At 73.8% G+C, this 16,519-nt stretch carries 10 protein-coding genes; 2 read left to right on the top strand and 8 right to left on the bottom strand.

Translation table 11 applies throughout. From position 1 onward, the window contains the following. The first annotated feature begins 1 nt into the window (after position 1). Positions 2-853, top strand: a complete 852-nt coding sequence (locus ACIREE_RS08415; protein WP_404148088.1) for a class I SAM-dependent methyltransferase — start codon at positions 2-4, stop codon at positions 851-853. On the opposite strand, the gene ACIREE_RS08410 is transcribed toward ACIREE_RS08415, so the two are convergent. From ACIREE_RS08410 to ACIREE_RS08380, 7 genes are all read right to left on the bottom strand, one after another. Beyond that, entirely contained in the window at positions 854-1,999 is a 1,146-nt protein-coding gene (locus tag ACIREE_RS08410) for a glycosyltransferase (RefSeq protein WP_404148085.1), read from the bottom strand. Next, entirely contained in the window at positions 1,996-4,740 is a 2,745-nt protein-coding gene (locus ACIREE_RS08405) for a CDP-glycerol glycerophosphotransferase family protein (RefSeq protein ID WP_404148082.1), read from the bottom strand. The genes ACIREE_RS08410 and ACIREE_RS08405 overlap by 4 nt, the downstream gene beginning before the upstream one ends. Beyond that, the gene (locus ACIREE_RS08400; protein ID WP_404148079.1) at positions 4,737-8,201 is read right to left on the bottom strand and encodes a CDP-glycerol glycerophosphotransferase family protein; all 3,465 of its coding nucleotides are present in this window, start codon (positions 8,199-8,201) and stop codon (positions 4,737-4,739) included. The genes ACIREE_RS08405 and ACIREE_RS08400 overlap by 4 nt, the downstream gene beginning before the upstream one ends. A 164-nt stretch (positions 8,202-8,365) precedes the next feature. Then, positions 8,366-9,196 carry a TylF/MycF/NovP-related O-methyltransferase gene (locus tag ACIREE_RS08395; protein ID WP_404148076.1) on the bottom strand — a complete coding sequence of 277 codons (831 nt, stop codon included), beginning with the start codon at positions 9,194-9,196 and terminating at the stop codon, positions 8,366-8,368. 60 nt (positions 9,197-9,256) lie between these two features. Further along, on the bottom strand, positions 9,257-10,387 hold the full coding sequence (locus tag ACIREE_RS08390; protein ID WP_404148073.1) for an acyltransferase family protein: 1,131 nt from the start codon (positions 10,385-10,387) through the stop codon (positions 9,257-9,259). After that, positions 10,384-12,294, bottom strand: a complete 1,911-nt coding sequence (locus tag ACIREE_RS08385; RefSeq protein ID WP_404148071.1) for a hypothetical protein — start codon at positions 12,292-12,294, stop codon at positions 10,384-10,386. The genes ACIREE_RS08390 and ACIREE_RS08385 overlap by 4 nt, the downstream gene beginning before the upstream one ends. A 62-nt stretch (positions 12,295-12,356) precedes the next feature. After that, a complete protein-coding gene (locus ACIREE_RS08380) occupies positions 12,357-13,061 on the bottom strand; it encodes a methyltransferase domain-containing protein (protein WP_404148068.1) in 705 nt (234 codons plus the stop codon). Positions 13,062-13,194: 133 nt separating this feature from the next. On the opposite strand from ACIREE_RS08380, the gene ACIREE_RS08375 reads away from it, so the two are divergent. Then, complete coding sequence (locus tag ACIREE_RS08375) at positions 13,195-14,955, top strand: hypothetical protein (RefSeq protein WP_404148063.1); 1,761 nt, start codon at positions 13,195-13,197, stop codon at positions 14,953-14,955. Positions 14,956-14,969: 14 nt separating this feature from the next. Here ACIREE_RS08375 and ACIREE_RS08370 read toward each other — a convergent pair whose 3' ends face one another. Next, positions 14,970-16,517, bottom strand: a complete 1,548-nt coding sequence (locus tag ACIREE_RS08370; protein WP_404148060.1) for a hypothetical protein — start codon at positions 16,515-16,517, stop codon at positions 14,970-14,972. Between the last annotated feature and the right edge of the window lie 2 nt (positions 16,518-16,519).

Raw genomic sequence — 16,519 nt, 5'->3', positions numbered from 1 at the left:
CATGCAGCACGAGCCTGACACTCTGCCGCGACCGGCCACCCTCGACGAGGTCAAAGGCTGGTTCCACAACATCGACCAGGTGCTCTTCGACTGGTTCCTGTCCCGGCAGCGGGAGCGCGGCCAGCAGGGAGATCTGCTCGAACTCGGCGTGTACCTGGGCAAGAGCGCCGTCTTCATGGGGCAGTACCTGGAGGACGGCCAGGCCTTCACGGTCTGCGACCTCTTCGACTCGCCCGCGTCCGACACGGCCAACGACAAGGAGATGAACAAGTCGTACAGCACCCTGACGCGGGCCGCGTTCGAGGCCAACTACCAAGCGTTCCACGATGAACTGCCGCGCGTCGTCCAGGGGCCCTCGCACGTGATCACGTCGCTGGTGGAACCGGACAGCTGCCGCTTCGTGCACGTCGACGCCTCGCACCTGTACGAGCACGTGCACGGCGACATCGCGGCGGCCCGCGAGCTGCTCGGCGAGGACGGCATCGTGGTGCTCGACGACTTCAGGGCCGAGCACTGTCCGGGGGTGGCCGCGGCCACCTGGGGCGCCGTGGCCACGACAGGGCTGAAGCCGCTGTGCATCACGGCGACCAAGTTCTACGGGACCTGGGGTTCCTTCGAGCCGGTCCGCGGCGAGCTGGGCGCGATGCTCGCCGGCCGTGACGACTTCTGGCACGGGGCCGAGGAGGTCGCCGGGCACTCGATGATCCGCATCGACGGCCGCAGGGCGAGAGTCCCGGCCCAGCCGACATCCCGGTATGTGGCCGAGGCCGAGGCCGCGCCCGCCGCGACCCCCGCGCCGGCACCCTCGAAGGCTTCGCCGAAGCGGCGGCTGAAGTCGCTGCTCGGGCGGTAGCTACCGCTCCAGGAGGGCGAACAGGTCCTCCCACCTCTCCAGGACCCGCTCCTCGGAGAACCGCTGGACGTTGACGCGTGCCCGCTCCCCCATGGCGTCCCGCATCCGCGGGTTGCCGGTGAGCCGCAGCAGCCGGTCGGCGAGGGCGTCCAGGTCCCCCAGCGGGGCGAGGAGGCCGTCCTCGCCGTCGCGGACGATCTCGCGGACGCCGGGTGCGCAGTCGAACGCGGCGCACGGCACGGCGCTGGCCATCGCCTCCATGAGGGCCAGCGGGAAGCCCTCGCCGCGGGAGGACTGCGCGAACACGGAGGAGGCGGCGAGAGCGCCCGGCACGTCGTCGGTGCGGCCGAGCCACCTCACCGAAGTGTCGAGCCCCAACGCGGTGCACTGGTGCCGCAGTTGGGGCTCGTCCGCGCCCGCGCCGTATACGTGCAGCTGCCAGTCCGCACGGAACGGCGCGACCTTCGCCCAGGTGTCGAGGAGCATGTCGACGCCCTTCTGGTCGGCGAGCCGGCCGATCGAGCAGACGACCTTCTCCGTGCGCGGCGAGGGCAGCGCGGGCAGGTGACCGAGGGCGTTGGGCATGAAGTCCACGTTGTTCAGGCCCTCGGCCGTCCAGATGTCGGCGTCCTCCTGGGTGAGCGCCAGCCAGCGGTCGACGTGCGGATAGTGCCGCTTCACCCAGTGGTAGCGGTGACAGGCGCGGGAGTAGGCGAACGACTCGTGGCTCATGCCGACGATCGTGAGGTGCGAGGTGTCGATCTCGCGCAGCCACTCCATCGGCCACACCTGGGTGACGACGACGACGGAGCCGGGCCGCGCCGGGCGCAGGATCGACTCGAGGGTGGCGACGGCCCGCTTCTTCGCGGCGACCCTGTGGCTCTCGCGGCGGCGCGCGGGCACACTGAACCGGCGGGCGCCGCGCAGCGGCCGCGGGGTCGGCGGGTGCTGCTTGTAGAGGCTGGTCACCGGGTAGCCGGGCGCCTCGGGCACCGCCATCTTGAGGTCGGACTCGTGGACACCGATGACGTGCACACGGTGGCCCGCGCTCGTGAACAGGCGGGCCATCTGGTGGGTCCAGGCGGTGACGCCGCCGAGTTCGTCGGTGGTGTTGGCGACGAGGAAGAGGTCGCGGGCCGCGGTCATGGGCGTGCCTTTCGCGTGAAGAGCGCGTCGACGACGGCGCGGGCGGCGCCTCCGTCGTCGTACGTGCCGAACTCGGCGGCGAACGCCCGCCGCGCCTCCTGCCAGTCGCTGTCCGACTCCTTGATCCCGGCGAGGGTGCGGTGCAGTTCGTCCTGGGTGGCGACGACCGGGCCGCCCGCACGGGCGCGCAGGTCGAAGTAGCTGCCGCGCTCGGCGGCGTACGCGTCGAGGTCGGGGGCGAAGTGCACGATGGGGCGGTCGAGAAGCGCGTAGTCGAACATGATCGACGAGTAGTCGGTGACCAACACGTCTGCCAGGCACAGGAGTTCACTGACGTCGTGGTGCGCGGAGACGTCGATGACGGTGCCCGGCGGAGTGACCGGCAGGGTGGCCGCCTCCATGTAGTGGGCGCGCACGAGCAGCACGTGCGTGTCGCCGAGCCGCTCCGCGAACTGCCGTACATCCAGCGCCAGTTGCACCTTTTTCTTCTTCGGTGTGCCGCGGAACGTGGGGGCGTAGAGGACGACCGTGCGGTGGTCGGGGATGCCGAGTGCGGCGGCCGGGGCCGGCCGCGGGAAGCGGCCTGTGCGCTCGTCACGCTTCCGCGCCTCCACGAGGCGGTCGTTGCGCGGGTAGCCGACGCGCATCAGGCGGTCCCCGGAGATGCGGTAGGCGTGGGCGAGGGTGCTCACGTCGTGTTCGGAGCGGACCAGGAAGTGGTCGAACCGGTCGACCGCGCGGGCGAGCTGTTCACGCTGCGGGGCGTTCTGCGTCTTGTGCCGGATCTCGTCGAAGCCCATCCGTTTGTACGCGGAGCCGTGCCAGGTCTGCAGGTACGTGGTGTGCTTCGGCTTGTCGAGGGCGTGCGGGAAACCCTGGTTGTCGACCCACCACTCGGCGCGGCCCAGGGCCCACAGATACCGCCAGGACCAGCGGCGTACGAGCTTGGCGTCCTTGGGGAAGCCGTCCGGGGACGTCGCGTACGACCACACGACGTGCGCCCCGCGGCGCCGGGCGACGAGCTCCTCGTGGATGGCGCGGGGGCTGTCGCCGTAGCACTTTCCCATGTGGCTCTCGAAGACGACGGTGCCGCGGCTGACGGGCAGGCGGCACAGGACCCGGCGGTAGACGCGGATCTTGACGCGCTGCGAGTGCAGGGCCTGGTACTTCTTGCGGAGCTTCTTCCAGAGCTGCTTGATTTCGCGGGCCGGGCGGAAGTGCGTGGCATAGCGGGCGAGGGCGTTGGTCTTGCGGGCGGCCCTGCCGCGCGGCAGCAGGCAGACGGCGAGGTGGTGCTTCGCGGTGACGTACGGCTGCCAGGTGTCGGCGGTGAGGCGGGTCAGCCGGGGCCGGGCCGGGAGCGCGGCGCCCTGGCCCGGGACGGTGTCCTGCTCGGCGAACAGGTCGAGCGGGAGCAGGAGTTCACCGTCGATACCGAGGCGAAGCCGCGGGTCCCATACGCGGTCGCCGATGCCGCGGGGGCGCAGCGCCCGGGTGAGCGGGACGGCGACGCGCCACGCGATGACGCCGCCGTGCTCGCCGTGTTCACCCTGGAGGCGCACGTCGTCGACGGGCACGGTCACCGTCTTCTCGCCCGCGTCGCGCACCTTGAAGTCGAGGGTCGCGGTGAGGACGCTCGCGCGCTCGCCGTCGAGCAGGCCGAGAGGCACGACGACTTCGCCCTCGACGACGAGCCGCCCGTCCTCGCGGGCGCACCGGGTGACGCGGTTGAGGAGCGCGAGGTCGCGGGGCGCCCGGTGCTGGTGCCCGAGTTCGGTGACGTCGTACGCGGCGTCGGTGTGGCCCGCGCTCCAGTGGACGCGGCCGCCGTCGCCGCGGGCCAGCGGCGTGACGACGGTGCCGGGCCGCTCCAGGGCGTACGCCGCGGTGTGCACGCCGCCCGCGTCCCCGTCGGCGAGCAGTCGGGCGGCGACCCGCTCCAGGGCCGGGAGCCGAGCCAGCACGGCGGCGTCGAGCAGCCCGTCCAGCAACTGGGCCGCCTGGGCCGCCAGTTGGGCGCGGCGCGTGCGGTCGAGGCCGAGGAAGGCGCGGGCGCACGGCAGGACGTGGTCGACGACGAAGGCGTGCGTCCGGCGGGACCGCAGCTCCGGGTCGGCGATCAGGTCGAGGGCGCGGCGGTGTTCGGCGGTGGCCGCGGGGAGGTCGCCGAGCGGGTCGGGGGCGGCGCGGTGCGTGGTGATCAGGTTGGGGACGAGGGCGATGCGGCGGGCGGCGACAGCGCGGCCGAGTCCCGTGGTGGCGCCCTCGATCAGGGCGCGCCGCACGCAGTACCCGGCCGTCAGCGCGGGCCGCGTCAGCAGCTCGGGCTCCTCGCTCACGGTGTCCAGGACCCGCGACCTCGCGTACAGGTCGGCCTGCCACCGGGGGGCGCGTTCCTTCGTGCCGGTGCCGGTCAGCCGGGTCCAGCGGCCCGCGACCAGGTCGGCGTCGGTGCGCCGGGCCGCCGCGTAGAGGTTGCGGCAGGCGTTGCGCTCCAGGAGTTCGCCGGGGGCGAGCGGCAGCACGTAGGTGCCGCGGGGGGCGCCGAGGCGGACCCGGCGGGGATGGTCGGCGACCAGGGCGAGGCCTGTTTCCCCGACGCCGTCGCCGGTGAGCACGGCCTCCGTGCCGACGAGGGTCTGGGCCAGGGCCGAGCGGACCGAGGCCCGCAGCCGCGCCGCGTCGGTGCCGGGCGGGCAGTCGAGAAGGACGCTGACGTCGACGGCCCGGTCGGCGCTCATCGCGGGCCCCCGCCCGTGCCGTGGGCGAGCATCGCGTCGGCGACCTGCGCGGCGGCGGTGCCGTCGTCGAGGTCGCAGAAGGCCTCACGGAACCGCGCGTACGCGTCCCGGTGCCCGGCGACCGCGGCGTCCGGGTCGAGCAGCGCGGCGATCACCTCGTCGCTGCTGCGCAGCAGCGGCCCGGGGGCCTGGGCCGCGAAGTCGAAGTAGAAGCCGCGCAGGGAGTCCCGGTAGTGGTCGAGGTCGTAGGTGTGGAACAGCATCGGCCGGCCGGTCTGCGCGAAGTCGAACATCATCGAGGAGTAGTCCGTCACGAGCACGTCGGCGATGAGCAGGAGTTCGGCCGCGTCGGGGTGGCGGGACACGTCGCGCACGAAGTCGGAGGCGGGCAGGGCGCCGCCGACCAGGTAGTGGCGGCGGACCAGCAGGACGTGGTCGTCGCCGAGGGCCGCCTGCGCCGCCGCCAGGTCCAGCTGGAGATCGAGGCCGTACCGTCCTGACTTGCGGGGCTGGTTCTCGCGCCAGGTCGGGGCGTAGAGGATGACGCGTTTGCCCTCGGGGATGCCGAGGCGTTCGCGTACGGACGCGGTGAGCTTGTCGCGGTCGGGGGCGTGCAGCACGTCGTTGCGCGGATAACCGGAGGCGAGGACCTCGCCGGTGTAGCCGAAGGCGCCGCGCAGGACCGGTGTGGAGAAGCTGTTCGGGGAGACGAGCAGCGACCACTGGGCGGCGCGGGCGGGCAGCGTGGCGATGAACCGCACGTCGGCGGAGGCGCTGCCCGTCAGGTCGCGGCCGATCCGCTTGAGGGGCGTGCCGTGCCAGGTCTGGACGACGTACTGGCCGTCGGCGCGCTCGAACCAGTCGGGCAGGTGCGTGTTGGTGACGATGTACCGGCAGCGGGCCAGCGCCTCGTGCCAGTCGGTGCTCCACATCGCGACGGGCGTGGCGCCGGGCGGCAGCTCCACCTGCTGGTCGCGCACGGCCCATAGGTGCTCCAACTCCGTTCCGCGGGCGGCCAGTTCGTCGAAGACGGCGCGTGGCGAGTCGGAGTGCTGGCGGCCGTCGAAGCTGACGTAGAGGACGGCGTCGCGGCGCGGCAGGGTGCGCTGTGTCGCGTAGGCGGCGCGCAGCGCGTTCTGCGCGCCGCGCCCGCGGTCCCGCTCGGGCAGCGACGTGCCCGAGGTGAGCAGGAGCTGGTCGTGGTGGCGGCGCTGCACGACGAAGTCCCGGCCGGCCAGCTCCCTGGTCAGCGGCAGATCGGGGTGGCGGGCGGGCGCGACGAGGACGGGGACGCGTGCGTCGGGGTCGCCGTCGCCGGTCGCGCGCAGGAACAGGTACCAGTTGCCTTCGGCCAGCGGCAGCGTGCCGGCCGGGCCCGGCAGCGCGTGCGGGTGCAGCGAGACCTCGAAGCGGCCGTCGGCGAGCGCGACCGGGACGACGGTCTCTTCGTCGTGCCCGCTGTGCACGAGGACCAGCTCGCGCCGCCCGGCGCCCGGGTAGCTGCCCGCGAGCAGCAGCCGGCCCGGCTCCTCCCAGCGGACGGTGTCGACGACGGGCCGTACCGTCTGGTCGCGCAGCTCGGTGTTGCCGGACGGGTTGGCGAGCACCATCAGCTCACGGCCGCCGCCGAGGCCGTAGCGGCCGGGCGCGATGTCGGGACGCACGGCGAGCGAGGACCAGCTGCCGTCCGCGCGGACCAGGCCGATGCCCCACGGGTCGGCCGGGCCGTCCGAGCTGCCGAAGAGGGCCAGCGGTACCTCGGCGGTGAAGGTGCGCCCGTCGACGGCGACGCGCAGATCGTGGGCTTCTTTGGTACGCCAGTTCTCGACGCGCACGGCGATCGGCACGGCTCGCCCGCTGACGGCCAACTCGCCTTGCAACAGCACGTGTTCGCCGTCGCTGCTGTGCCCGGCGAGGCGGGCGGGCAGCCGCTCCACGCGCAGCCGCAGCCGCCCGCCCTGCAAGGTCGGCGCGATCCGCAGGAAGTCGTCGAGGTGGCGTACGGGCAGCGGACACGGGCCGCTCATCCGCACCGGCCCGGTGCGCGGCAGCAGGCTGCCCGCGTACGCGCCGAGCTCCAGGTTCCAGGTGGTGCCGGCCCGTCCGGTGACCAGCTTCGCCGGGTCGATGGCCGCCTCGAAGCCGGCCCGGTCGTAGCTGTGCAGCCCCTGCTTGGAGGCGAGCGTCGCCTCGCGCGAGCGGACGGTGCGCAGCCGCAGCGGCACGGCCCGGCGCTTGCCGGCGCGCAGCCAGGCGACGCGGGCGCGGGCACCGAGACGGCCCGCGGGCAGATTGCGTACGTACGCGTAGCCCTTGAGCCGCAGCGTGCCGTCCTCGCCCCAGGCCGCGTGCGTGACGCGGGCGTCCAGCGGCAGGTCGGCCCTGGCGAGGCCGACGACCTTGCGGGGCAGCCGGCCGGTGAGCGCGGGGAAGTCGGCGCGGCGGCCGCGCAGCCCGCGGCGCGCCCGGAAGGCACCCGGGTTCCGCTTCTCGTACGCCATGAAGGCGAGCAGTTCCGTCATGCGGCGCTCGCGGATCAGCCGCCAGCGCACGCGCAGGCCGAGCGGCAGTTCGTCGAGGACGGCCGGGTCGACCCCGGCGGCGAAGGAGTTGGCGTGGTCGAGGAACGCCTCGTGGTACGCGGCGTCCCCGTCCGGCAGCGCCTCCATGAACATCCACAGGTCGCCGGCGAGGACGGAGGCGTCGTAGCGCCGCTTGGCCTCCTGCCACTGGGGCCGCCCGGCGAGGAAGCCGCTGACGTGGGCGACGGACGCGGTGCGGTCGTGGACGGCGCGCGGGAGGGCGCGGCGGTTGGAGATGGAGCCGTCGCGGTCGCGCCACAGGTAGACGGTGTCGTGCAGGACGTCGACGGAGCGGGCCAGGAAGTGGGCGGGCAGAACGACGGGGATGTCCTCGAAGAGCACGCCCTCGGGGAAGGCGAAGGAGTGCTCGTCCCAGAAGGCCCGCCGGAACACCTTGTTGCAGGCGATCCGGTCGGCGAGCAGGTCCCAGTCGCCGGTGACGTGGGTGGCGGTGCGGGTGGCGGCCATCGCCTTGCGGAACATGGGCGACTGCTCGGTGGAGCCGTCGGCGCGCAGCCGGTGGACGTTGCCGGTGACGAAGTCCGAGCCGGACTCCTCGAGGGCGCGCAGCATCAGCTCGTACGCGCCCTCGGGGATCACGTCGTCGCTGTCCACGAACGCGAGGTAGCCGCCGGTGGCGTACCGGGTGCCGGTGTTGCGGGCGGCGCCGAGGCCGGCGTTGGCCTGCTCGACGAGGTGGAACCGGGGGTCCCCGGCGGCGAACTCGCGCGCGATCCCGCCGCTGTCGTCGGTGGAGCCGTCGTCGACCATCACGACCTCGAGGTCCGGCATGGTCTGCGCCGACAGCGACTCCAGGCAGGCGCCGAGGTATTCCTCGACGTTGTGGATGGGAACGACGACGGTGAGGCGGGGTGTCATGCGCTGCGCACATTCCTTCCGGCGAACGGCGATGGGCCTACTCGTTAACAACCGGTGCCGCTGTTCCCGGTCACCCGTCCTGGGCCATACGAGTGATCACAGGTCGGCCCCCGCTCCACGCGACGCGGGGGCCGATCGTCAAGTACACGCAGGTGGGAAGCAGTTCACGGCTTGACCGCGATGCGCCCCTCGTCCATCCGCAGCAGGAGCAGCCGCTCGCCGGTCCGCTCCAGGAACTCGTCGACGGCCTGCCGGGAGCCCTGCCAGTAGCCGTAATCGTCGATGAGCAGGACGCCGCCGGGCACCAACCGGTCGTAGAGGTGGTCGAGTTCGTGCTTGGTGGAGGCGTACCAGTCGGTGTCGAGCCGCAGGATCGCGATCTTGTCGGGGGCCTCGCCCGGCACGGTGTCCTCGACCTTGCCCTGCACGTAGTGGACGCGCTCGGCCGGGTAAGGCACCTGCTGGAAACCGGACTTCACGTCGTCGAGGCCGGCGTACGCCCAGATCGCCTTGTCCTTGCCGTGCCGCGCGAGGATGTCGGCGGCGGGGGTGCCGTCGCGCCGCAGGTCCTCGTCGGTGGGCGGCGTCATGCCGTCGTACGTGTCGAAGAGGTACAGGTCGCGGTCGGCGACGCCGCAGCTGAGCAGCGTCTTCGCGCAGGCCTGCATCGAACCGCCGCGCCACACACCGCACTCGACGATGTCGCCCGGGATGCCGTGCCGGACGATGTGCCGGGTGGCGAGGATGAACGCGTTGAGCCGCTCAGGGGACGTCATGGTCCACGGCTTGACCGCGCGGATCGTCTCCTTGGCCTCGTCGTCGTAGTCGACGGGCAGGTCGAGCGCCTTGGACTTGGACTTACCGGGTGCGGGCGCGGGCGGCGCGGGCTTCGGGGCCTGCTGGGCCCCGCCGCGCGGAGCGGGCACCCGCGGCCGGGTCAGCTGGTATCCGATGAGCGTCCGGAGCGCGCCGTTGACGGCTTTCTTCCATGCCATGGGGCGGGACACTACGCGCATTTCACCCTTCATGTCACCCTGCGTCAGGAGTCGGTCACGTTAAGTGCACTGGCGGCGCGTCCACCAGCGCCGGGCGGGTTCCTCGGCGTAGGTGTACGCGGCCCAGGACAGGGCGGTGACGACGGCCGCGACACCGACCAGCGTGAACACGGACTCGTTCGAGGGCACCGCACGGCCCCAGTGGTCGACGATCAGGCGGTTGACCGTCTGGTGCAGCAGATAGAAGGCGTACGACCATGCGCCGAGCCGCACCATGACCGGCGTGCACAGCCAGCCGCGCTGCCCGTCCCTCTCGCGCTGCACGTACGCGACGATCACGAGCCCGAAGAAGAGCGCCGCCAACGGGCGTACGGAGTAGGTGAGTTGGCCGGTGACGGCGGAGTCGAACCACGTGCCGCGGTGCGCGTACACCACCGTGTACGCGCCGAAGACGGCCGCGAGGATCCCGGGCCGCAGCGGGACGCGCACGCCCCGGCCCACGGCGAGCGCGAGCGTGAGGCCGAGCGCGAACTCGGGCAGCCGGGTCAGCGGGTGCCGCATCACCCATTCGCTGTAGAACGGTGAAAGGTGCGTGGCCGTCCACCAGTTGAGGGCCCACATGGCGACGATCCCGGCCCCGCAGAGCCCGAGCAGGGTCCTGGTCCGCAGCCGGTAGGCGCCCCGGATGATGATCGGGAACAGCAGGTAGAAGAGCGCCTCGACGCTGAGCGTCCACGCCACCCCGTTGCCCGGGAACATCGGGACGACGCCGGGGAACCAGGTCTGCACGAGCACCAGCGACGCCAGGAAACTCGGCAGGTCCCACGGCACGCCGCCCCACACGTGGAACACCCAGATGCACGGCACGGTCGCGGCCAGGTGCAGCGGGAGGATGCGGCCCGCGCGCCGCAGGTAGAACTCCTTGGCGCCGGTCCCGGAGCGGTGCCCCCAGGCGAGCAGGAACCCGGACAGGACGAAGAAGAAGTCGACGCCGGTGATGCCGATCGTCGAGTAGGGGAACAGCACGGGCGCGTGGGCGACGCCACCGGACGGGCTCGCGCCCGTGAAGTGGTGCGTGAACACGGCGAACGCGGCGAGGAAGCGCAGCCCCGTCAGCGAGTCGAGCCGCTCGGCACGGGCCGGCCGGGCGCGCTGCCGCAGCGGCTGGGAGGGAACGAGCGCGGTGGTCACCGGAGCACCTCCTGGGAGACGGGCACGACGGGGGTCGGCCGGGCCGGGGCGAGCGGGATGGGTCGTACATGGCCGGCGCCCGGGGGCGGCTCCACGCCGGTCCCGGTTGCCGGGGGCGGGGGCGGCGTGGGCGGCTGCGGCAACTCCCGCACGGCGTCGGTGCGGTGGTGTCCGCCCGGGGCCGACGGGACGGCCGACGTCGTGGGCGAGGGCGGGACCAGGCGTGCCCCGCAGTCGCCGAGGTGGCCGCGTTCCTTCTGCTTCTCGTGGTTCATCCGGTCGATACGGGGCTTCGCCCACTCCCGTACGGCGTCGATGCGGTGCTGCCCGCCCGGTACGGCGGAGGCGAGGACGTAGTCGCCGCCGGCGCCCTCCGGGTACAGCGGCACGTATCCGGCGGCGGTGAGCCGGGGCCCGGTCAGGCCGGACTTGCCCGGCCAGGCGCCATGGGTGTGAATGAGCTCGGGGCGGGCCTCGCTCAGCACGTAACGCGCGAGGGCGGCCTTGTCGTGGGCCGCGTACGCGTCGGCGATCCTGCGGTCGGTGAGACCCGCGACGTCCACGACCCGCAGCCGGCTGGTGAGCAGCGTGCCGCCCAGGTCGGGCAGCGCGACACCGGCGCCGGGGCGCAGCCCGAGCCGGTCCGCGTACGCGTCGAAGGTGCGGCCGTAGCGGTCGGCGACCCAGCACATGGAGAGCGTCGGCTCGCGCCGGAACCCCTCGCCGCGTGCCCCCTGCCCGGCGAGGGAGAGCACCAGGGCGCCCGCCACGCCGCAGCCGAGCAGGACCCGGGCCCGCGGCCCGGCCCCGCCCGCGATCGCGGTGACGGCGAGCGCGGCGACGGCCGAGCCGAGCACCCACACCGGAGTGGCGAACCGGTACAGCGGCATCCAGTCCCGCGCGAGCGCGCCGTACGCGAGGAGGGTGAGGGTGAGCGGCACGCACAGCACGCCGATCACATGCCGCGCCGGGCCCGGCCGCCCCACGACGATCCCGGCGCAGGCGACGCAGAGGAGGACGAACGCCCAGCCCGCGTAGCCGAGCAGCTCTCCCACCTTCGCCAACTCCGCGAGTCCCGGCGGCCGTTGGGACTTGGCGACGGCCGTGTTGGGCAGCCAGCGCCCGAACTCCGCGAACCGCCACAGCAGGAAAGCGCCGTACCCCGCGCCGAACGCGGCGCAGTTGACCAGCGCCGCCCGCACCGCGCCCCGGTGCCGCAGCAGCAGCACGGTCAGCGGGTACGCGGCGGCGAGCACGGCGCCGTCGGGGCGGGTCAGCGCGGCGAGCAGGGCGAGCCCGGCGGCGCCGCACGCGACGCGGGGTGTGGCGGCGCCCCGGACGAGCAGCAGGGCCAGGGCGGCGGCGAGCAGCCCGTACAGGGAGTTCTCCAGGCCGGAGAAGCACCAGACGACGTAGGCCTGGTTCGCGGCGAGCAGCCCGCCCGTGCCGAGCACGACGAGCCAGGCGCGCGCGGGCAGCGCCACCCGGGCCGCTGCCCCGACGCACGCCAGCGTCCCGGCGACGCAGCCGAGGGCGAGGAGCTTCGGGAACAGCGCGAGGTCGCTCACCCCGAACCAGGCGCCGTGGTCGAAGAGGCCGAGGACCCGCCCGAGCAGCAGCAGCGCGAGCCACACCGGGTTGGAGTACCCCTCGACGGGTGGCGCCCCCGCCTGCTGCACCGGGCCGAGCCCGTCCCCGATGCTGCGTACGTAGGCGAAGGTGACGGCGGCGTCGTCGACGATCCACTGGCCGAGCGCCGCGGCACGGAGCGCGACGAGGGCGGTGCCGCCGAGCACGGCGAGGGGCACGGCCCAGGACCGGGCCGGCACACCGGGCGGGGCACCGGGGCGGCGGGCGCCGGGGACAGCCGGGCGGGCCGGGGCGGAGGGCCGGTTCAGGATCTTCATCCACTGCCCAACCCCCGCGGGGCCGCTCGGTCACCTGCACTGCCCCTGCCGGGTGACCTGCCTTAGCCCACCTGGGCGGGGACCCCCTGCGGTCGCGCGCACAGCTCGCGTCCGTCGAGCGGTGCCGGAACGGCGATGCCGTCGACGCCGCCGACCCGGTTCGCCCACCAGCGGGTCACCGTGCGCACGAGCCACAGCCGCAGCGCCGGGTACTTCTCCGGCCGCCGGAAGACGCCGACCGTGTCACCCCAGTAGGAGTGCTTGGCGTCGATGGACGGGTAGTTGTGGCGGATGCCCTTGAGGGGCGGGAAGTCGGTGTGCACTTCGACCAGTTCGAGCCCGGTGTAGGCGGCGAGCGCCCGCATGCCGTCCGGGTAGTAGCGCCAGCAGTCCTGCGCGTCGTGCGCGTGGCCGCGCGAGGGTGCGGTCACGAAGGCGGTGCCGCCGGGCCTGAGCACCCGGGCGATCTCCAGCATCGTCGCCCAGAAGAACGGGATGTGCTCGAAGGCCTGCCCCGAGATGACGAAGTCGGCGCTCCTCGACTTCACGGGGACGCGGTACGGCTCGGTCATCACCCGGTCCACGTTGCGCCCTTCGAGGACGTCCACGCCGATGTAGTCGATGTCCCGGTCGGCCAGGAGTGCCCGGTGCGTCCTGGTCTGCTTGTCGGAGATGCGCGAGCCCAGGTCGACGACCCGGTGGCGGCCATCGGCGGGCAGGTACTGCTCGACGCAGAGTTTCATGTGGGCGTACGCGGAGGGGTGCATGGGGTCTTGTTCCTCTCGGCTGGGACGTGGCGCACCCTCAACTTCCGAGGTGGCGCGGGAGCTACGGGTCGCGTCAATGCCGCGACGGCCACGTTTTCGTAACGTACCCACTTATGTACCGATAAGTTCAACTATGACCACTCTTCTCGGCGGCAGACGGCTGCCGTTCGTTCCGTCGCCGCAGGGCGGGCCCGCGTCCGGCCGGTCCACGTCACGCGGCCGCACCGCGCGCGCCGCGACCGTCGCCGGACCGGCCCTCACGCTCGCCGTACTCGGCTGGCACCACCGCTGGATCGGCGACGACGGCCTCATCTACACGCGGGTGGTGCGGCAGCTCCTCGCCGGTCACGGCCCGGTCTTCAACGTCGGGGAACGCGTGGAGACCTCCACCGGCACCCTGTGGGTGTGGCTGGTCACCGCGGCGACGTACGTCACCCGGCAGGACCCGGCGACGGTCGCCGTGCTCCTCGGCCTCGCCCTCGCCGTCGGCGGGCTCGCCCTCGCGCTGCTCGGGACGGTGGAGCTGTACGGCCGCCCCGCCCGGGTGGTGCCGCTCGGGGTGCTGGTGCTGCTGCCGGTCCGGGCGCTGTGGGACTACGCCACGTCGGGTCTTGAGACCGGGCTCGCCTTCGCCTGGCTGGGGGCGAGCTGGTGGACGCTGGTGCGCGCGGCCCGACACCCCTCGCCGGGGCGCCCGTTCACCGTCGCGGCCGTGCTCCTCGGGCTCGCCCCGCTGGTCCGCCCGGACCTCGCGCTGGTCGCCGTCGTGTACGCGCCGGTGCTCTGGCTGACGGTCCGCCCCGGCCCGCGGCGCACGCTCAAGGCCGCCGCCGCGGGACTCGCCCTGCCCCTCGCCTACGAGATCTTCCGCGCCGGCTACTACGGGATCCTGGTCCCGCTGCCCGCCGTCACGAAGGAGGCGTCCTGGACGCTGTGGGACCGCGGGCTCGTCTACCTGGCGGACTTCACCGGGCCGTACCACCTCTGGCTTCCGCTCACGGTGCTCGCGGCGGCGGCCGCGCTCCTGGTCCGGCGCCTGGCGCCGCGCGGGCACCGGATGCTGCTCGTCGCGGCGGCCCCGGTCGTGGCGGGCACGGCGACGGCCGTCTTCGTCGTCAAGGTCGGCGGCGACTTCATGCACGGCCGGATGCTGCTGCCGAGCCTGTTCCTGGTCCTGCTGCCGCTGTTCGCCGTGCCGTGGTCCAGGGTCACCGGATGCGCGCTCGCGGCGCTCGCCACCTGGGCGCTGAGCTGCGCGTTCCTGTGGCGCCCCGCGTATCACGGCGGTGACGGCACCTATCACGTGTACGACGAGCACGCGGGCTACGTGGCGAACACCGGGCTGGACCATCCGGTCACCCAACAGGCGCACGCGGCCCGGCGGTTCCTCTTCGCGCGGGAGGTCCGCGACGCCCGCGCGTCGGGCACCCGGACCCTGCTGATCGAGACGCGGTACGACCGCACGGTGCTGAAACTGCCGCTGGCGCCGCGCGTTCCGGCCGCGTTCGTCGGGGTGGAGGCCCGTCTCGGGCACGCCGGAACGGTGATCCCCCTCGCCGACAGGGCCGTCGACTCGCTGAGCCTCGCCAACCCGCTGGGCGCACACACCCCGCCCGTGCTCTTCAGCAAGGCGGGGCACGAGAAACCGGTGAACCCGGCGTGGCTCGTCGCCGACTACACGGCCCCGGCAGCCGGCGACAGCGCCGCGGTCCTGGCCGCCCGCCGCGCCCTGCGCTGCGGCGCGATCGCGGAGCTCCAGGACTCGGTGCGGGCCCCGCTGACCCCGGCCCGCTTCTGGCGGAACCTCATCGGCGCCCCGGCGCGCACCTCGCTGCGGGTCCCGGCGGACCCGGTCCGCGCGGAAGGGGCCTTCTGCGGCCGGGGCCCTGGCTGACGGCTGGACCCCGGCTAACGGTCGGCGCATCCGCGCGCCGGGCCGCCCACCCGCGCGTACAGCACAAGGAGACCGCTGCGGCGGCGTACCTGGGTCAGCGATACGAAGTCCCGGCGCAGGACGGCGAGTTTGGCCCGTTCGCCGGTGGAGTCGGTGTGCCAGCCGGGCCGGCCCGCCTCCGCGTCGAACAGGACCTGGACGCGGGACAGGCAGGCCATGCGGGCGGCCAGTTCGCGCGGGGGCACGTCGGTTCCGTAGAGCGTGCCGGAGGCGGCGCCCGACGCGCGCAGGGACACGTCGCGGACGCCCGCGACCGACGCCGGGTACGCCTCGACGTACCGGCGGCCCGCCTTCGGCAGGTACAACAGGGCCGCGCCCGGCTCCAGTTGGGCCGAGAGCATGCGGGCCACCGAGCCGAGGTCGTCGCGCCGGGCGTCCGCCGAGCGCTGGTGCTGCTGGAGCGGGAGCTGGACGAGGAAGGCGACGGCGACGAGGCCCGCGCCGGCCAGGGCCGGGACCGCCCCCGACAGCAGGCGCGCCCCACGGGCCGGGCGCGGCACCCGGGCGAGGAGCGCCTCCAGGCCCGCCGCCGCCAGGAGCGGCACCCCGGCGAACGCGAAGAGCGCGTACCGGGGCGCGTAGAGCGGGTGCCACTGGGAGACGGCGAAGAGGATCAGCGGGGGCACGAGGGCGAGCGGCACGGCGACCCCGGCCAGGCCGCACGCGCCGCGCGTCCGACGGACCGGCGGCCGGGACACGGCGAGCGCGATCAGGGCGAGCGTCACCGCGTACAGCAGCCCGTCATGGCCGGTCGCCGCGCGCAGCAGGGTCTCGGCCTCCGCCCGGCCCGGCGGCCGGATCCAGGACACCTGACCGCTCTGGTCCCGGGTCACGGCGGCGAGCGGCAGCAGGAGCAGCGCGGCGCACCCGGCCGCGGCGCACCAGCGGCGCCACAGCCGCGGGGGCACTCCGGTCACGGCGAGGGTGACGGCGTGCGCTGCGAGCAGCAGTACGGCGAACTCGTGGAGCCAGGCGGTGACGGTGACGGCGGCCGCGTATCCGGCCCAGTTCCGCGCCGAGGGCCGCTCGACACAGCGCACGAGCAGCAGCGTCGCGGCGGCGGCGCCGGCCGCGACCAGGGCGTAGGAGCGGCCCTCCTGCGCGTAGTACTGGGCGAAGGGCGCGATCGCGTAGAGAAGTCCCGCCCACAGGCCGACCCGGAGCCGCACCAGGCGCATGCCGAGCGCGGCGACCAGGCAGGCCGTCGCGCTCGCGCCGAGCGCGGAGGGCAGGCGGAGCATGAACTCGCCCGGATACAGCGGCAGCGCGAAGTGCATCAGCAGGTAGTACAGGCCGTGCACGGCGTCGACGGTGCCGAGCAGGTGCCACAGTTGCGGCAGGGTGCGGGAGGCGGCCATGACGGTGGCGGCCTCGTCGCGCCACATCGTGCCCCGGTCCAGGTGCCACAGCGCCAGGACGAACGCGGTGGCGCCGGGGACACCGACGGCCAGGGCGCGGGCGCGTGCGGGCCCCGGCTGCAGGATCTGCGGCATCAGCGGCATGC

The sequence above is a fragment of the Streptomyces sp. NPDC102467 genome, from assembly GCF_044765445.1.
Lineage (GTDB): Bacteria > Actinomycetota > Actinomycetes > Streptomycetales > Streptomycetaceae > Streptomyces.
The sequence above is the reverse complement of the archived record's forward strand: the minus strand, read 5'-3'. Positions and strand labels throughout refer to the sequence as shown.

Bases quoted from the DNA above. Each gene is read 5' to 3' on its own strand.
- ACIREE_RS08415 (WP_404148088.1), top strand. From the start codon at position 2: ATGCAGCACGAGCCTGACACTCTGCCGCGACCGGCCACCCTCGACGAG.
- ACIREE_RS08410 (WP_404148085.1), bottom strand. From the start codon at position 1,999: ATGACCGCGGCCCGCGACCTCTTCCTCGTCGCCAACACCACCGACGAA.
- ACIREE_RS08405 (WP_404148082.1), bottom strand. From the start codon at position 4,740: ATGAGCGCCGACCGGGCCGTCGACGTCAGCGTCCTTCTCGACTGCCCG.
- ACIREE_RS08400 (WP_404148079.1), bottom strand. From the start codon at position 8,201: ATGACACCCCGCCTCACCGTCGTCGTTCCCATCCACAACGTCGAGGAA.
- ACIREE_RS08395 (WP_404148076.1), bottom strand. From the start codon at position 9,196: ATGGCATGGAAGAAAGCCGTCAACGGCGCGCTCCGGACGCTCATCGGA.
- ACIREE_RS08385 (WP_404148071.1), bottom strand. From the start codon at position 12,294: ATGAAGATCCTGAACCGGCCCTCCGCCCCGGCCCGCCCGGCTGTCCCC.
- ACIREE_RS08380 (WP_404148068.1), bottom strand. From the start codon at position 13,061: ATGCACCCCTCCGCGTACGCCCACATGAAACTCTGCGTCGAGCAGTAC.
- ACIREE_RS08375 (WP_404148063.1), top strand. From the start codon at position 13,195: ATGACCACTCTTCTCGGCGGCAGACGGCTGCCGTTCGTTCCGTCGCCG.
- ACIREE_RS08370 (WP_404148060.1), bottom strand. From the start codon at position 16,517: ATGCCGCTGATGCCGCAGATCCTGCAGCCGGGGCCCGCACGCGCCCGC.